Below are 16432 nucleotides of genomic sequence, written 5' to 3'. Positions count from 1 at the left end.
ATAATTGTGAACTAACGCACGGATTTTTTTACAGAGAGTACAACAGGTTGGACTGATAACGGGAAGGCCAGAATGCCTTCCCATAACAAGCGCGTGAGAGAGTGCAAGTCAGGAAGGCAGCGTCAGGGATTCAACCACTTCTATCCAACCGTGTTCGCTGGCAATATCCTGCCCGTTGAGCCAACGGCGCAGCATATTGAGCGCCATCATTGCACACACTTCCTGACGCACCGACAAACTATAACGATTAGCGTTCAGCCGTACGCGTAAGGCATGTGTTCCATCAGGCGTTGCCAGCGCAAAGTTAATATGTTCGTTTTCGAAAGCCGATACCGCCAGCGCCAGCCCGGCATAATGGTTGCCGCGTCGTTCGGTTATCCAGTGTGCCGTTTGCGCCAGCGTTTCTTCCTGGGGCGGAACCACTTCGCTCGCCAACAGCGGAGCATTCACGCGCGAAAGCTGCAGCGCCACCAGACCGCCGGTGAATTGTTCGCTTAGCGTCAGGCTGTATTGCCGTTCCTGCAACGTGCGGGCGATTTGCGCGGGTAAACCTTCCGTACCTTCGAAAATCATATTCTGCCCGGCAACCCGCTTCACTTCTGGCCACAGCGCCAGCATCGCTTCCCGTTGGGAATCCGGCCCGGTCAGCTTCAGTTCGATAATCGGCATTGACGAGCGGTAGCCCATTGTCACTCCCGGAGGCAATTGCAGCGGATCCAGGCTCTGCGCCAGCTCGCTTTCAGAACGACCAAAGGTGGTTAATCGCAGGCATAGCGGGGGTTGAGACAGCGAAAAACGCTCACGCAAACGCGGCAGGATCTCATGCTCAACCATAACTTTAAATTCTGATGGCACTCCTGGGGTAAAGAACATCAGGCAGCGGTTAAGCTTCAGGGCAAACCCACACGCGGTTCCTACCGGATTATTGATGAATTCCGCACTGGCAGGTAACTCAGCCTGTTTGCGGTTACTCGGTGCCATCACGCGTCCACGATCGCGGAAATAACGCGCCATCTCGTCGAGCCATGCTTCATGCAGCACCAGCCCTTCACCTTTTGCCGTGGCCGCCGCCAGCGCGCTCAAATCATCGCTGGTTGGTCCCAGACCGCCGTTAACGATCAGTACATCGGCATGTTCGCTACGCTCACGCAAAACGGCGACCAAATCATCAAGATTGTCGCCTACCGTGTTGCGACGGGTTAGCGGTAACCCCTGATTAAAGAAAAAATCGGCCAGCCAGGCGGCATTCGTGTCGACGATTTGTCCGTGCAACACTTCATCCCCGGTGGATAGCATCTCCACGTTTAACATCGTGTTCTCCTGCTTTTATGATGAAAACACTATAACGCATGGAGGGGGGAAGGCGCGACTGAACGCCGCGCCGGAAAAATCAGAAACTCGCGTTAACCCCAACGTACGGGCCGTCAGCAATCGCGTTATCGCGGTTACCGTCTTTGCCTGCCAGGTTCAGGTAGCGATAACCGGCTTCAATGCTCAGCGGACGCATAATGGTCAGACGCGCACCTGCATTCGCTTCTTCATAGCTGTCGATACCGCTGGAAAGAGAATCGGGAGAGTAATAATACTCACCAAACAGGCGGAGGCTGTCGCCAATCGGCCACTGCAAACCGCCACCGACCGCCGCCGCGTAACCCTCGTCACCATCATTCGGGTTAGTATAAATGCCTTTCCCACCGACCGTTGCCAGCAGCGGACCGAGAGGAATATTCAGACCCAGTCCCAGACCGGCCGCATCGCCGTCGTCATCGTTATGCATCCAGTTACCGCTGACGGCCAGACCGGTGGTCTCAGTACCCATACCGAACCCCAGGTTGGTGTAGTCTTCGCCAGCCTGGCCGCTGATGCTAATCGCGCTCGCCGACGCGGAAACAAACAGCATTCCGGCAAAACCCAACATTAAACTTTTTTTCATTTTCTATCCTTTCCAGCAAGAATCAAAACATAGCCCCAAAACCGGTGAATTGTACTGTCAGATCACGAGGAATCAATGCACTAAAAAAGCGATGCAATAACATATTGTAAGCAAATACTACTCACAAGATTTAGATAAGGTTAAATTCTTGTAGCAATTACGCCACTGAGGGCAGCAGAACGCCATTTTCAACACACATCCTGTTTTCCCTGCCAAAGCAACGTTATTCGTCGATGAAGCGTTTTTTCTACCGCCAGCAAAAGGTAAGATGCGTGCACGATGGAATTTTCTATACCTCCCCCTACAAGGATTCGACTTATGCGCCAAAGAACAATTGTTTGCCCATTAATTCAAAACGATGGCTGTTATTTACTGTGCAAAATGGCTGACGACCGCGGTGTGTTCCCCGGTCAGTGGGCGCTTTCTGGCGGCGGCGTTGAACCGGGTGAACGTATTGAAGAAGCTTTGCGCCGTGAAGTAAGAGAAGAGCTGGGCGAACAACTGGTGTTATCAGATATTACGCCATGGACCTTCAGTGACGATGTTCGCACCAAAACATACGCCGATGGCAGTCAGGAAGAGATTTATATGATTTATCTCATCTTCGATTGTGTGGCGGCTAATCGTGAAGTGAAGATTAACGAAGAATTCCAGGCATTCGCCTGGGTTAAAGCGGAAGATCTCGGCTCCTACGATTTAAATATCGCCACGCGTAAAACGTTAACCTTGAAAGGGTTACTGTAAATCATCATTTTAATAACGGCATATAATTAGCATTCTTAATAGCGGCATTGCGCTCATCAGTCTGCAGATAACAGCAATGTCGCCCAAACTACTCAAGAACCTACATGATCTTTTTTTCATTAAGATAAATAAAAAACACGCTATTCCTCTCTCTTTCCCAAACCTTAAACTCTTAAGGATAAATTAACCTTCCGTCATTACCCTTTGAAGCCTGATGAAATAATTAACGACGCCCCTGTTTATCACTAAAAATAAAACGTCGGTGGCGTTAAATGGCTTGAAGGAATAATGATGTCTGACTTTTTGCCTTTCTCTCGCCCGGCAATGGGGGCTGAAGAACTTGCTGCTGTGAAGACGGTTCTGGACTCTGGATGGATAACCACCGGCCCGAAAAATCAACAGCTGGAAGAAGCCTTCTGCCAGCTCACGGGAAATCAACACGCCGTCGCCGTCTGCTCCGCTACGGCAGGTATGCACATCACGCTGATGGCGCTGGACATCGGTGCAGGCGATGAGGTCATTACACCGTCAATGACGTGGGTTTCTACCCTCAACATGATTGTCCTGCTGGGTGCGACGCCAGTCATGATCGACGTCGACCGCGATACGCTCATGGTCACACCGGAGCAAATTGAGGCCGCCATCACCCCGCGAACCAAAGCCATTATTCCGGTACATTACGCAGGCGCCCCCGCCGACCTGGACGCGATTTATGCCATTGGCGAACGCTATGGCATTCCGATTATAGAAGATGCGGCCCACGCCGTAGGGACGTTGTATAAAGGTCGTCATGTCGGCGCGCGCGGCACGGCAATATTCTCGTTTCACGCCATCAAAAATATTACCTGCGCCGAAGGCGGGTTGATCGTTACCGACGACAGCCAGCTTGCCCAACGGCTTCGCAGCCTGAAGTTTCACGGTCTGGGCGTTGATGCCTTTGATCGACAAACCTATGGCCGGGCGCCGCAGGCCGAAGTTCTTGCGCCAGGGTACAAGTACAACCTCACGGATATCAACGCCGCCATTGCGTTGGTACAACTAAATAAACTGGAACACCTGAACTCACGCCGGGCGCAAATTGCCTGCGAGTATCAACAGGCGCTGGCCGATACGCCATTTCAACCACTGAGTCTGCCCCAGTGGGCGCACGTTCACGCCTGGCACCTGTTCATCATTCGCGTTGACGAAGCCCGCTGCGGTCTGAGCAGAGATGCCTTAATGGAGGCGTTAAAGGCCAAAAATATCGGCACCGGTCTGCATTTTCGTGCGGCCCATACGCAAAAATATTACCGCGAACGCTTCACTACCCTTTCGCTCCCCAATACAGAATGGAATAGCGCGCGCATTTGCTCACTGCCGTTATTCCCCGACATGACCGCCGATGACACCCAGCGGGTAATTACGGCACTTCGCGAGATTGCAGGACAATAACCATGTTTGAAGCAGCACCGATCAAAAAAGTCTCGGTGGTCATTCCCGTTTTTAATGAACAGGAAAGCTTGCCAGAGTTAATCAGACGTACCAGCGCTGCCTGCGAAAAATTGGGCAAAGACTATGAAATTCTGCTAATTGATGACGGCAGCAGCGACCATTCCGCTCAGCTGATGATGGACGCTTCCCAGGCACCGAACAGTCATATTGTTTCTATTTTATTGAATCGCAATTACGGGCAACACTCGGCGATTATGGCCGGTTTCAGTCATGTCACCGGCGACGTGATCATCACACTGGATGCCGATTTGCAAAACCCGCCGGAGGAGATCCCACGGCTGGTCGCCACCGCAGATGAAGGCTTCGATGTGGTCGGCACGGTACGTCAGAACCGTCAGGACAGCGTATTTCGTAAGACCGCCTCGCGAATGATTAACCATCTGATTCAGCGCACCACCGGTAAAGCGATGGGCGACTACGGTTGCATGTTACGCGCTTATCGCCGCCACATCGTCGATGCCATGCTGCATTGCCAGGAGCGCAGCACCTTTATCCCGATTCTGGCCAACATTTTTGCCCGGCGTGCTACGGAAATCCCGGTACACCATGCAGAGCGAGAATTTGGTGACTCCAAATACAGCTTTATGCGTCTGATCAACCTGATGTATGACCTGGTGACCTGTCTGACCACAACGCCACTTCGTATGTTGAGCCTGTTGGGCAGCGTAATCGCCGCCACTGGCTTTATCTTGTCTATCCTGCTTGTGGTTCTGCGTCTGACGCTCGGTCCACAGTGGGCCGCGGAAGGGGTATTCATGCTGTTTGCCGTCCTGTTTACCTTTATCGGCGCACAGTTTATTGGCATGGGTTTACTCGGCGAATATATCGGTCGCATCTATAACGATGTCCGCGCCCGCCCCCGCTATTTTGTTCAACACGTTATCCGCCCACAAACCACGCAGCCAACCGAGGAAAACCGCGCATGAAAGCCATCGTATTTGCCTATCACGATATGGGATGTCAGGGTGTCCAGGCTTTGTTGGATGCCGGTTATGAAATCGCTGCCATTTTTACGCACACCGATAATCCGGGCGAAAAAGCATTTTTTGGTTCGGTTTCCCGCCTTGCCGCCAGCGCCGGAATTCCGGTTTACGCCCCGGACGAGGTCAATCATCCCTTGTGGATTGAACGCATTAGCCAACTGGCACCGGATGTTATCTTCTCGTTCTACTATCGTCATTTACTGAGTGATGAGATCCTCAGTCTTGCGCCTGCGGGGGCTTTTAATCTGCACGGTTCGTTGCTGCCGAAATACCGTGGTCGCGCGCCGCTGAACTGGGTATTGGTCAATGGCGAAACCGAAACCGGCGTCACGCTTCACCGCATGGTCAAACGCGCGGATGCTGGTGCCATTATTGCCCAGCAGCGCGTCGCTATTTCGCCGGATGACGTGGCGTTAACGCTGCACCATAAATTGTGCCAGGCTGCGCGTCACCTGCTGGAACAGGCACTGCCCGCGATTAAAACCGGGGATTATGCAGAACGCCCCCAACAGGAAGCAGATGCTACCTGTTTTGGTCGCCGTACACCGGAAGATAGCTTCCTCGACTGGAACACACCTGCCGCAGAGTTGCATAACCAGGTCCGCGCCGTCAGCGATCCGTGGCCGGGCGCATTTAGCTATGTCGGTACACAAAAGTTCACCGTCTGGTCATCGCGCGTTTGCGTAAATGACTCAGCGACCCAACCGGGTACCGTCATCTCCGTTTCTCCTTTGCTGATCGCCTGTGGCGATGGCGCCCTGGAAATTATTACCGGACAAGCTGGCGATGGTATTGCAATGCAAGGCTCGCAACTGGCTCAGGTTTTGGGCCTGGTTCCAGGCTCCCGCCTGAACAGCCAGTCGGTTGCCACCACTAAACGTCGTACACGCGTGCTGATCCTCGGCGTTAATGGCTTCATTGGTAACCATCTGACCGAACGCCTGCTGCAAGAAGATCATTACGAAGTGTATGGTCTCGATATTGGCAGTGACGCCATTGGGCGTTTTCTGCAGCATCCGCGATTCCACTTCGTCGAAGGCGACATCAGCATTCACTCCGAATGGATTGAATACCATGTTAAAAAATGCGACGTCGTGCTGCCGCTGGTGGCGATCGCAACGCCAATCGAATATACCCGCAACCCGCTGCGCGTATTTGAGCTCGATTTTGAAGAGAACCTGAAAATCATTCGCTACTGCGTGAAATACCGTAAGCGCATCATTTTCCCGTCAACGTCCGAAGTCTACGGCATGTGTACCGACAAAGTCTTCGATGAGGACAGCTCAAATCTGATCGTCGGTCCGGTGAATAAACCACGCTGGATCTACTCCGTTTCCAAGCAGTTGTTGGACCGCGTAATCTGGGCATACGGCGAAAAAGAGGGATTGCGTTTCACCCTGTTCCGGCCATTTAACTGGATGGGACCGCGTCTGGACAGCCTTAACGCCGCGCGTATCGGCAGCTCACGCGCCATTACCCAACTGATCCTCAATCTGGTGGAAGGTTCACCGATTAAGCTGATTGAAGGCGGCAAGCAAAAACGCTGCTTTACCGACATTCGGGATGGTATCGAAGCCCTGTACCGCATCATTGAAAACGAAGGCGGACGCTGCGACGGTGAGATTATCAACATCGGTAATCCGCAGAACGAAGCGAGTATTCAGGAACTGGCAGAAATGCTGCTTACCTGCTTTGAAAAACATCCATTGCGTAACCACTTCCCGCCGTTTGCCGGTTTCCGTGACGTCGAAAGCAGCAGCTACTATGGTAAAGGTTATCAAGACGTTGAACATCGTAAGCCCAACATCCGCAATGCGAAACGCTGCCTGAACTGGGAGCCCACCATTGAGATGCAGGAAACGGTAGAAGAGACGCTGGACTTCTTCTTACGCAGTGTGAATATCACGGAACACACATCATGACCCAAGTCGGCTTGCGCATAGATGTCGATACTTTCAGGGGGACGCGCGAAGGCGTACCCCGCCTGCTGGAGACATTGAACCGACATAACGTGCGGGCAAGTTTTTTCTTTAGCGTTGGACCGGACAACATGGGACGCCATCTCTGGCGTCTTGTGAAACCACAATTTCTGTGGAAGATGCTGCGCTCAAACGCCGCATCACTTTACGGATGGGATATATTGCTGGCGGGAACCGCCTGGCCGGGAAAAGAGATCGGCCAGGCCAACGCGGCGATCATTGCGCAAACCGCCCTGCTTCATGAAACCGGTCTGCATGCCTGGGATCACCATGCCTGGCAGGCGCGAAGCGGAAACTGGAATGACAAACAGCTGATTGATGATATTTCACGAGGCATCACGGCCCTTGAAACTCTTATCGGACAACCCGTCACCTGCTCTGCCGTTGCCGGATGGCGTGCCGACGATCGCGTCGTCCACGCCAAAGAAACGTTCCATCTGCGTTATAACAGCGACTGTCGGGGAACGTCGTTATTCCGTCCGGTGCTGACGTCCGGGAAAACAGGTACGCCGCAAATTCCCGTCACGCTACCCACCTGGGATGAAGTGGTTGGTCAGGAAGTCCAGGCAGTGGACTTCAACGCTTACATTCTCTCCCACATCCAGATGAGCAGAGGAACACCGGTGTATACCATTCATGCGGAAGTTGAAGGCATCGCCTTTCAGCAGAATTTTGACGAGCTGCTTACTCGCGCCGCAGACATGGGGATAACATTTTGCCCGCTCGGCGACCTGTTACCGGACGATGTTAGTTCGCTGCCAACAGGGCAGATCGTGCGTGGCAAAATACCCGGCAGAGAGGGATGGGTCGGCCGCCAACAACCAGTGAGTGTGACAAGATGAAACTTACTGTCCGCTACACCCTGGCATTTATCGCTTTTATTGCGCTGTATTTTATTCTCCCCATCAACAGTCGCCTGCTGTGGCAACCTGATGAAACGCGCTATGCCGAAATCAGTCGGGAAATGCTGACCTCTGGCGATGGGATCGTTCCGCACTTTTTAGGGCTGCGGTATTTTGAAAAACCGATTGCCGGATACTGGTTAAACAGCATCGGGCAATGGCTGTTTGGCGCCAATAATTTCGGCGTCAGAGCAGGAGCCATTTTTGCCACTTTGCTGACGGCGCTAATGGTAGCCTGGCTTGCCATGCGGTTGTGGCGGGATAAGCGCACCGCCGTACTCTCTTCGGTTATCTTTTTAACGTTTTTTTCGGTTTACAGCATCGGTACCTACGCGGTACTTGATCCTATCATTGCGCTCTGGCTAATGGCGGGCATGTGCTGCTTTTGGGAGGGGATGCAAGCCACCAGCAGAACGCGCAAAATTACCGCCTTTCTGCTGTTAGGGTTAACCTGCGGCATGGGCGTGATGACCAAGGGTTTCCTGGCACTCGCCGTTCCTGTGCTCAGCGTACTGCCGTGGGTTTTCGTACAAAAGCGCTGGAAAGATCTCATTATCTACGGTCTGCTGGCAGTAGTCGGTTGCATCGTGACTGTGCTGCCTTGGGGAATAGCGATTGCCCGGCGTGAGCCGGATTTCTGGCATTACTTCTTCTGGGTCGAACATATTCAACGCTTCGCGCAAGAGGATGCCCAACATAAGGCCCCCGTCTGGTACTACATTCCGGTCTTGGTGGCTGGCGCATTACCGTGGCTCGGGCTGCTCCCCGGCGCGCTGCGTACGGGCTGGCGTGAACGGGATGTTCCGCGCAGCGCACTGTACCTGTTAAGCTGGATTATCATGCCAATCCTGTTTTTCAGCATCGCGAAAGGAAAACTGCCGACCTATATTCTTTCCTGCTTCGCGCCGCTGGCAATATTGACGGCGCGTTTCGGCCTGCAGGCCGCGGAAAAAGGCGCAACCGCGCTGCGCGTGAATGGCTGGATCAACGTTCTGTTCGGTGTAACCGGCATTGTCGCCACGTTTATTGTTTCTACACTGGGTCCATTAAAGACGCCGGTCTGGTCGCATATCGAAACGTATAAGGTGTTTTGTGCGTGGGGCATTTTTATCATCTGGACACTCTTTGGCTGGTATACGCTAAATAACCGCGAGAAGAACTGGACGTTCGCAGCGCTGTGTCCATTAGGCCTGGCACTGTTGTTTGGCTTCTCCATTCCTGACCGGGTGATGGAATCTAAACAGCCACAATTTTTTGTCGAGATGACCAAAGAGTCGCTGGAGTCGAGCCGTTATATTCTCACCGACAGCGTTGGCGTCGCCGCGGGGCTGGCCTGGAGCCTGAAGCGTGACGACATCATAATGTACGGACAAACGGGCGAGTTAAAATATGGCCTTAACTACCCGGATGCCCAGGGGCGTTTTGTCGGTCGGGGGAACTTTGCCGAGTGGTTAGCGCAACATCGTCAGCAAGGAAACATTACGCTCGTGCTTTCAGTCGATAAGGATGAAGATATTAATCGACTTGCTATCCCTCCCGCTGACTATATCGATAATCAGGGGCGTCTGGTCCTGATTCAGTATCGGCCGAAATGATCTGGATAGCCTTAGTTCTCGCCAGCCTGCTCAGCGTCTGCGGTCAGTTATGTCAGAAGCAGGCGTCGCGACCCGTTCCCGTTCGAGCGCGAAAACGCCACATTACGCTATGGATTGGGCTTGCTCTGGCAAGTCTCGGTCTGGCCATGCTGCTATGGCTGGCGGTGCTGCAGAACATTCCGGTCGGCATCGCCTACCCCATGCTGAGTCTTAATTTTGTATGGGTGACTCTGGCTGCCTGGAAAATCTGGCGCGAACCCGTCACCCCGCGCCACTGGCTGGGAGTGGGGTTAATCATCACCGGCATCTTTATTCTTGGGAGTGCGGTGTAATGGGCATCTTTTGGGGATTATGCAGCGTTATTATCACTTCAGCCGCCCAGTTGAGTCTCGGCTTTGCGATGGATAATCTGCCGCCAATGCTGCAGCCGCAGCAATTCATTTCTGCCGTATTCTCTCTTAGCGTTGGCGCGTTTGCTCTGTATGCCGGACTGGCAGGGTATTTACTGTCGGTGATTTGCTGGCATAAAGCGCTGCACCAGCTCGCACTGAGCAAAGCGTATGCCCTGCTCAGCCTGAGCTATGTACTGGTGTGGGTTGCATCAATGATCCTGCCCGGCTGGCAGGGAATATTTTCAGCGAAAGCGCTCGCCGGTGTGCTGTGCATCATGGCAGGGCTACTGACGATTTTTTTACCTTCACACCAGCGCCAACCCTGAGATTATTTATCTTCAGACAGTCGTAACAGGCGTTCCCATTCGTCGCACATGTACTGTCTGGCATCAACTATTTTGATTAACCGTGAGGTATCGCGATTAATGCAATACAGTGCATCTTTCAGCGGTGAAAGGGGGTCTCCGGGCTTAACCCACTCGGAAGATTGCGCCTCAGCCAGCATCTTTAGCGAACCGCCGCTATCACAAAGTACGATATAGAGCCTGCCTGCTTTTTTGTGACAGCAAGACTTCTTCACATGCCATTCCATAGCGCACCTTTTGTTAAAAGATTTCACAACAGGTTACACTTTAGCAGATAAACAAAATGACAATAGCGACTTAATGGTGAAAGTGAGAAATGTAATTACTGTTTGCTTAATTTTAACAATGAAGCACTTACCCAATCTGACAGCGCACGACGAGAGATTTTAATCCCTCCGGATTTTAGTTCGGGTGGCAATGTCAGCCAGCATACCGGTTGCTGAAAGCGGGCCAGCTTATCTTTCACCCACTCTGCCAGATTTGTGTCACCCGCATTGGTGTCATACTCAACGACCGCCACCGGGCGATGACCAAACTCTTTGTCTTCTATCGGCACAATGAAGGCTTGCAGAACATGCGGATGCGCAGCAATCACGCGTTCCACCTCTTCCGGCTGTATGCCTTCCCCGCCGCTAAAGAACAGATTGTCCATCCGACCGACAATGGTTAACTTGCCGTCCTTCAACACCCCGCGATCGCGGGTGGCAAACCAGCCTTCCGCATTTACTAAAGGAATCAGCTGCCCGTTACGCCAGTAACCTTGTGCCATGCTGGCGGCACGCAGCCAGACTTCACCACCAACGATTCTGACTTCTCTGCCTGCCAGGGGCGACCCCACATCCGCCAGGCCATCCGCTTCTTTCGCACAGACCGTAGAAGCAAACTCCGTTAAACCGTAACCGCACCAGCAGCGAATCCTTTGCTCGCGCGCCTGTTCCGTCAATTCAACAGGAATTGCCGCGCCACCCAGGAGCACTGCTTTGAGCGTTACCGCCGTTTTGTTGACCAGCAGGCGCCACAGCTGCGTGGGCACCAGCGAAGCATGAGTGCATCCAGCCAGCATTTGCTCCAATGGTTGCTTGTCGCGCACGGTCATTCGTGCCCCGGCAAACAACCAACGCCACAAAATACCCTGGCCGGAAACATGAAACAGCGGCAGCGAGAGCAGCCAGTCATCTTCAGCGTCAAACGGCATTAATGACAGCACGCCCTGCGCGCTTGCCAGATGAGCCTGACAGGTATGCACCGCTGCCTTTGGCAATCCGGTAGAACCTGAGGTTAACGTCATCGTACTCAAACGCTGGGGTAACCACGCGGCGGCATGCTTGCCTGGCACTGCCTGCATCTGCAACGGATGGAGTCCCGTGAGAACATTAGCGGTCTCCAGATCCATCGCAAAACGCAGCGTTAAGTCCGGGACCAGCGCGTCAAGCAGCGATTGAGGCAGCTGTGGGTTAACAGGTAAAACCCGCGCCCCACATTGCAGCAATGCCAGCCAGGCCAGCAAAGCACGTGGATGATTCCAGGCGCGAAGCAGGACGCCATCTCCCTCTTCCACGCCCTGAGCGGCAAAACCGCTGGCCAGATGGTCAACGCGCGTGCAAAGCTCGCTCCAGCTTAATACTTCATCGTTGAGGCGTAGAGCAGGCACCTCTGCACGAACCTGTCGCCAGTGACGCCACGGCCAGTCATCGGGTTGTACCAGGCCCGATATGCTTACGCTATCGGGCATTTCCCGCTGGGTCATAGCAGGCGTTCCAGCGCATCAACATCGATACACGGCAATGCGCTACCCGGCCAGGTGCGTACCTGCTGGCACTGCATCAGGCTCAGGGTATCCAGCCCCGGAATGGTCTGCGGCGTCAGCCAGGCGGCAATTCGCGCCAGTTGGGTTAAGCCCAGGCTCGACTCGATCGACGAACTAATAACAGCGGTGAGACCAAGTGCATGCGCCGCCTCCACCTGTTCTCGCACTTTATCGAGACTGCCCGTCAGCGTAGGTTTGATAACCACTGCCTTGACGCCCTCTTCGGCTTCGAAAATGAAATCCGCTTCACGCAAGCTTTCATCCCAGGCAATGGCAATGCCGGTTTCACGCGCAAAAGCACGAGAGTCATCGCGGGTTTTGCATGGCTCTTCGAGAAAAGCGATGCGCCCGCGGTACTCTGGATTAACGTACTTCGCGAACTGCTGGGCTTTCAACGGCGTCCAGGCTCGGTTGGCGTCAAGTCGCAAATGCAGCTCCGGGATAGCCTCAAGCAGCAGGTTGGCGACCATACCGTCACGAACCGCTTCATACAGTCCGACCTTGATCTTCGCTACTTTTTCACCCGGCATGTCAGCCAGTTGCAGTACCAGATCATCAGGATCACCCGTACACAGCGGTGCTGCACGGTAGTCTGCGTCTTCTGGCAATACGCCAGCCAGTTCGGCCAGCGCACAGCTTGCGCCAAAGGCGACCGAAGGCAGCTGCGGTAAGGAAGAATCCCCCTGTAGCCAGCCGTTGACCCAGGCCAGCAGCTCGGTTTGCGCCTCTTCCCAGCTCTCCTGACTGAAGCCCGGCAGCGGGGAGATCTCTCCCCACCCTTCGCGCTCGCCGTCACAAAGGCGAACGTACAGCCCGTCACGCGTTTTTAACCGCCTGTCGCGCAGAATCACCCCCGCGTCCATGGGGATCTGCCAGCGGTATACCTGCGCGCTACGCATTACGGATTCCGTTTAAATTTGCTGAAATCCGGCTGACGTTTCTGGTTAAAGGCGTTACGGCCTTCCTGACCTTCTTCCGTCATGTAAAACAGCATGGTGGCGTTACCCGCCAGCTCTTGCAGACCAGCCTGACCATCGCAGTCGGCGTTCAGTGCAGCTTTCAGGCAGCGCAACGCCATCGGGCTGTTTTGCAGCATTTCGCGACACCAGCGTACGGTCTCTTTTTCCAGATCGGCCAGCGGAACCACGGTGTTTACCAGGCCCATATCCAGCGCTTGCTTCGCATCGTACTGACGGCACAGGAACCAGATTTCACGCGCTTTTTTCTGACCGACAATACGCGCCATGTAAGAGGCACCCCAACCGCCATCGAAGGAACCGACTTTCGGACCGGTCTGGCCGAAGATGGCGTTTTCAGCCGCAATGGTCAGGTCACACATCATGTGCAGCACATGGCCGCCGCCGATGGAAAAGCCTGCAACCATCGCCACTACTGGCTTCGGACAGGTACGAATCTGGCGCTGGAAGTCCAGTACGTTCAGGTGATGCACACCGGAATCATCCTGGTATCCGCCGTAGTCACCGCGCACTTTCTGATCGCCACCTGCGCAGAACGCTTTGTCGCCAGCACCGGTCAAAATAATCACGCCAATGTTGTCATCATAGCGAGCATCCGCCAGCGCCTGGATCATCTCTTTCACGGTGACCGGACGGAAGGCATTGCGTACCTGCGGACGATTAATGGTGATTTTTGCGATACCGTCGGTGGATTTCTCGTAGAGAATGTCGGTGTAGCCTTCAGAGCAATCGTGCCATTCTATCGGTGCGTAAAGCATTGTTTCATCAGGATAGATCATAAAATGTCCTATAGTCAGCGATGCAGAATCTGAGCCAGACAGTCCACCACGCCAGCGGGATTGTCCCGATGCGCGTTGTGTCCGGCATTACGAATCACATGGCTTGGTACGGATATTTCCGCCGCCAGAGCGCGGAATTTATCGTCACGTTCACCACATAAATAATAAAACGGAAATGTGCGCATAGTGAGTTGCGCACGTAAATCAGGTTGTACGGCTAGCGAGGTGGCCTCCAGCATCGCCGCCAGCGTATGCCCGTTATTCTGGCTACGCAGTGCGACCAGCGCTTCTCTTTGCGCCGCATTCAGCGAGGAAAAAACTGGCTGTTGATACCAGTCAATAAACACCTCGCACAACGGCTCAGCGCGAAAACGCGCAGCCCAGCGACCATCAGAGAGGCGACGCTGAACGCGCGCCTCCTCACTTTGCAAGCCTGGATGTCCACCTTCAACCACCAGACCGCACAGTCCTGGCATCTCCTGACAAGCCGCCATCATCGCGACTCTGCCGCCAAGAGAGTAACCTACCAACCAGTATTTAAGTATGTTGTAACTAAGCAACGTGTTACGCAGCAAAGCGCTTACGTCGTCGAATCCGCTCACGCTGATGTCAGCGGATCCACCGTGTCCCGGCAGGTCGATATACAGCCGCGAATAATTCTTAAACGCTTCGCCAACCGTCTGCCATTCCCGACAATCACCGGAAAAACCGTGCAGGAAAACCAGCCAGGGAAATCCCGTCTGGCCCACTTTCGCCTGCGCGTGCAGGATCATAGATGGCTTACCTGCGCCAGCAGTTGCTGCAGGGTTTGCGCCCCATCAGTTTCGTTTACCACCAGCTCAATCACCGTTGCCGCCGGAGTACGCCAGGCGTTAGTCAGCGCGCGCTCCAGTTGCTCCCAGTTTTCCGGGCGCTGGTATTTAAGGTTAAACATGGCGGCAGCATGCTCAAAATGCACGTTCTGCGGCATCAGGTAGAATCGTTCGCGTTCGCTTGCTGGCGTCGGCAACAGGGAAAAAATTTGCCCGCCGTTATTATTGACCACTATCAGGACAAACGGCGCGGAAACCTGGCGCAATAACGCCAGCGCATTGAGGTCATACAGCGCAGATAAATCGCCGACGATAGCCAGCGTCGATTTCGCGCTGGCACGCTGTACGCCTGCTGCCGTTGACAGCAGGCCGTCAATGCCGCTCGCGCCACGGTTGCTATAGACCGGGTAACCCGCCGGAAGCTGCGACAGCGCATCGATCAGGCGCACCACCAGACTGTTGCCCACGAACAGTTGCCCCTGCTCCGGTAAGTATTCGCGGATACGGTGGGCTAATTGCGCTTCACCAAACGCGTCACGACGGGCTTCTACCGCCTGCCAGGCCAGTTGCGCCAGGCGTGGGATCTCCACGCACCAGGGCTGACGTTTCTCCGCCGGATGCAGCTCCAGCCAGTCGCCAACCGTCGCTACCAGCCTGCGCCCACGATGGTGAGCCGGATCAAGGCGGCCTTCGATATTATCGACAATCCAGTATTCCTGCGGATCACAGCTGGCCTGCCACTGCAGGAGCCGTTTTCCGGTCAGGCTACTGCCAAGCTGCACCACAATCTGCGCCTGCTGTAATTCAGTGACCGCTTTCGCATTCCCCAGCCACAGGTCGGCGCACGGCAAAGGTTGTCCGGTTTGCGACAGAACATCGCCAATCAGCGGCCAGCCTAGCATCTGCGCCCACTGCGCAACCTTTTTGCCCTCTTCCGCGCTCATGCGGCCTGCAACAACAACGCCGCGTTTTTGTCGCCAGAAAAACCAGTCACGCTGTTTGTCGCTTTCCAGCCGACGCGACTCACGCAGCCAGGGTTTATCATCCTGCCACCAGTCGCCAAGGCGCTGCTGCCAGTCAATCCCCGTTTCGTCCATGTCGCCATACAGCGGTTCCGCAAATGGGCAATTGATATGAACCGCCCCGCTATGCAGCGCAGCTAAGGCGTTATCAATGGTGGATACCAGCCAACTAGCCGGAATGTTCTGAGTCGGGCGCGGTAAAGAGAGCGTTTGCGATGGATGCGAGGCAAACATTCCGGCCTGACGAATCGCCTGGTTAGCGCCGCAGTCGATAAGCTCAGGAGGTCTGTCAGCCGTGAGTAGAATCAGCTTTTCACCGGTCAGGCCCGCTTCAATCAACGCGGGATACAAATTTGCCACCGCCGTACCGGACGTCACAATCACAGCGACAGGCTGCCGGCTGACTTTTGCCAGACCTAAGGCCAGATGCCCAAGGCCACGCTCATCAAAATGAGTATGGTGAATAAAAGCGGGGTTTTCCGCAGCCGCCAGAGTCAACGGTGTAGAACGAGAGCCAGGGGCAATGCAGACATGCCTGACGCCGTGGCGAGTGAGTGCTTCCAGAATGACCGCCGCCCAGCGTCGGTTAAATGCGCTTACTGACATGAGATTGTCCGGTATCAATATTGCGACACAGTATAAAGAATCGAA

Annotated in this window: 16 protein-coding genes; 8 read left to right on the top strand and 8 right to left on the bottom strand. The window is 54.3% G+C overall.

The genetic code is table 11. The features are described 5' to 3' along the window. Window positions 1–108: 108 nt before the first annotated feature. Together HV352_RS07730 and HV352_RS07725 are read right to left on the bottom strand one after the other, a co-directional pair. Entirely contained in the window at window positions 109–1311 is a 1203-nt protein-coding gene (locus HV352_RS07730) for a nicotinamide mononucleotide deamidase-related protein YfaY (RefSeq protein WP_115190386.1), read from the bottom strand. 79 nt (window positions 1312–1390) lie between these two features. After that, window positions 1391–1933, bottom strand: coding sequence for a YfaZ family outer membrane protein (locus HV352_RS07725; RefSeq protein ID WP_016153812.1), 543 nt, complete (start codon window positions 1931–1933; stop codon window positions 1391–1393). A gap of 318 nt (window positions 1934–2251) precedes the next feature. On the opposite strand from HV352_RS07725, the gene nudI reads away from it, so the two are divergent. From nudI to arnF, 8 genes are all read left to right on the top strand, one after another. Next, window positions 2252–2677 carry a nucleoside triphosphatase NudI gene (gene nudI, locus HV352_RS07720; RefSeq protein ID WP_016153813.1) on the top strand — a complete coding sequence of 142 codons (426 nt, stop codon included), beginning with the start codon at window positions 2252–2254 and terminating at the stop codon, window positions 2675–2677. A 291-nt stretch (window positions 2678–2968) separates the two neighbouring features. After that, window positions 2969–4108 carry a UDP-4-amino-4-deoxy-L-arabinose aminotransferase gene (arnB, locus tag HV352_RS07715; RefSeq protein ID WP_109017491.1) on the top strand — a complete coding sequence of 380 codons (1140 nt, stop codon included), beginning with the start codon at window positions 2969–2971 and terminating at the stop codon, window positions 4106–4108. Between the two features lie 2 nt (window positions 4109–4110). Further along, entirely contained in the window at window positions 4111–5094 is a 984-nt protein-coding gene (arnC, locus tag HV352_RS07710) for an undecaprenyl-phosphate 4-deoxy-4-formamido-L-arabinose transferase (RefSeq protein ID WP_049268972.1), read from the top strand. Beyond that, window positions 5091–7073: a bifunctional UDP-4-amino-4-deoxy-L-arabinose formyltransferase/UDP-glucuronic acid oxidase ArnA gene (gene arnA / locus HV352_RS07705; protein ID WP_019077279.1), complete on the top strand. Its 1983-nt coding sequence runs from the start codon at window positions 5091–5093 to the stop codon at window positions 7071–7073. Before arnC ends, arnA begins: the two co-directional genes overlap by 4 nt. Then, window positions 7070–7972 carry a 4-deoxy-4-formamido-L-arabinose-phosphoundecaprenol deformylase gene (arnD, locus tag HV352_RS07700; RefSeq protein ID WP_019077280.1) on the top strand — a complete coding sequence of 301 codons (903 nt, stop codon included), beginning with the start codon at window positions 7070–7072 and terminating at the stop codon, window positions 7970–7972. Before arnA ends, arnD begins: the two co-directional genes overlap by 4 nt. Further along, a complete protein-coding gene (arnT, locus tag HV352_RS07695; protein ID WP_019077281.1) occupies window positions 7969–9627 on the top strand; it encodes a lipid IV(A) 4-amino-4-deoxy-L-arabinosyltransferase in 1659 nt (552 codons plus the stop codon). The genes arnD and arnT overlap by 4 nt, the downstream gene beginning before the upstream one ends. Next, window positions 9624–9959, top strand: coding sequence for a 4-amino-4-deoxy-L-arabinose-phosphoundecaprenol flippase subunit ArnE (arnE, locus tag HV352_RS07690; RefSeq protein WP_016153819.1), 336 nt, complete (start codon window positions 9624–9626; stop codon window positions 9957–9959). Before arnT ends, arnE begins: the two co-directional genes overlap by 4 nt. After that, the gene (gene arnF, locus HV352_RS07685; protein WP_016153820.1) at window positions 9959–10345 is read left to right on the top strand and encodes a 4-amino-4-deoxy-L-arabinose-phosphoundecaprenol flippase subunit ArnF; all 387 of its coding nucleotides are present in this window, start codon (window positions 9959–9961) and stop codon (window positions 10343–10345) included. The genes arnE and arnF overlap by 1 nt, the downstream gene beginning before the upstream one ends. Before the next feature lie 2 nt (window positions 10346–10347). Here arnF and pmrD read toward each other — a convergent pair whose 3' ends face one another. The 6 genes from pmrD to menD all read right to left on the bottom strand — a co-directional run bounded on the left by pmrD (window position 10348) and on the right by menD (window position 16387). After that, window positions 10348–10611, bottom strand: a complete 264-nt coding sequence (pmrD, locus tag HV352_RS07680; protein ID WP_181635316.1) for a signal transduction protein PmrD — start codon at window positions 10609–10611, stop codon at window positions 10348–10350. Window positions 10612–10706: 95 nt separating this feature from the next. Then, entirely contained in the window at window positions 10707–12131 is a 1425-nt protein-coding gene (gene menE, locus HV352_RS07675) for an o-succinylbenzoate--CoA ligase (RefSeq protein WP_019077283.1), read from the bottom strand. Next, window positions 12128–13090, bottom strand: a complete 963-nt coding sequence (menC, locus tag HV352_RS07670) for an o-succinylbenzoate synthase (RefSeq protein ID WP_019077284.1) — start codon at window positions 13088–13090, stop codon at window positions 12128–12130. The genes menE and menC overlap by 4 nt, the downstream gene beginning before the upstream one ends. Further along, window positions 13090–13947 (bottom strand): 1,4-dihydroxy-2-naphthoyl-CoA synthase, encoded by an 858-nt coding sequence (gene menB, locus HV352_RS07665; protein ID WP_019077285.1) that lies wholly within the window; start codon window positions 13945–13947, stop codon window positions 13090–13092. Before menB ends, menC begins: the two co-directional genes overlap by 1 nt. A 14-nt stretch (window positions 13948–13961) precedes the next feature. After that, window positions 13962–14720 carry a 2-succinyl-6-hydroxy-2,4-cyclohexadiene-1-carboxylate synthase gene (menH, locus tag HV352_RS07660; RefSeq protein WP_019077286.1) on the bottom strand — a complete coding sequence of 253 codons (759 nt, stop codon included), beginning with the start codon at window positions 14718–14720 and terminating at the stop codon, window positions 13962–13964. Continuing rightward, window positions 14717–16387 (bottom strand): 2-succinyl-5-enolpyruvyl-6-hydroxy-3-cyclohexene-1-carboxylic-acid synthase, encoded by a 1671-nt coding sequence (gene menD, locus HV352_RS07655; protein ID WP_019077287.1) that lies wholly within the window; start codon window positions 16385–16387, stop codon window positions 14717–14719. Before menD ends, menH begins: the two co-directional genes overlap by 4 nt. Window positions 16388–16432: the final 45 nt, after the last annotated feature.

It is taken from the genome of Citrobacter sp. RHBSTW-01044 (assembly GCF_013781945.1).
Taxonomy (GTDB): domain Bacteria; phylum Pseudomonadota; class Gammaproteobacteria; order Enterobacterales; family Enterobacteriaceae; genus Citrobacter; species Citrobacter braakii.
Note: the sequence above shows the minus strand (reverse complement) of the source record. Positions and strands in the feature narration are given on the sequence as shown.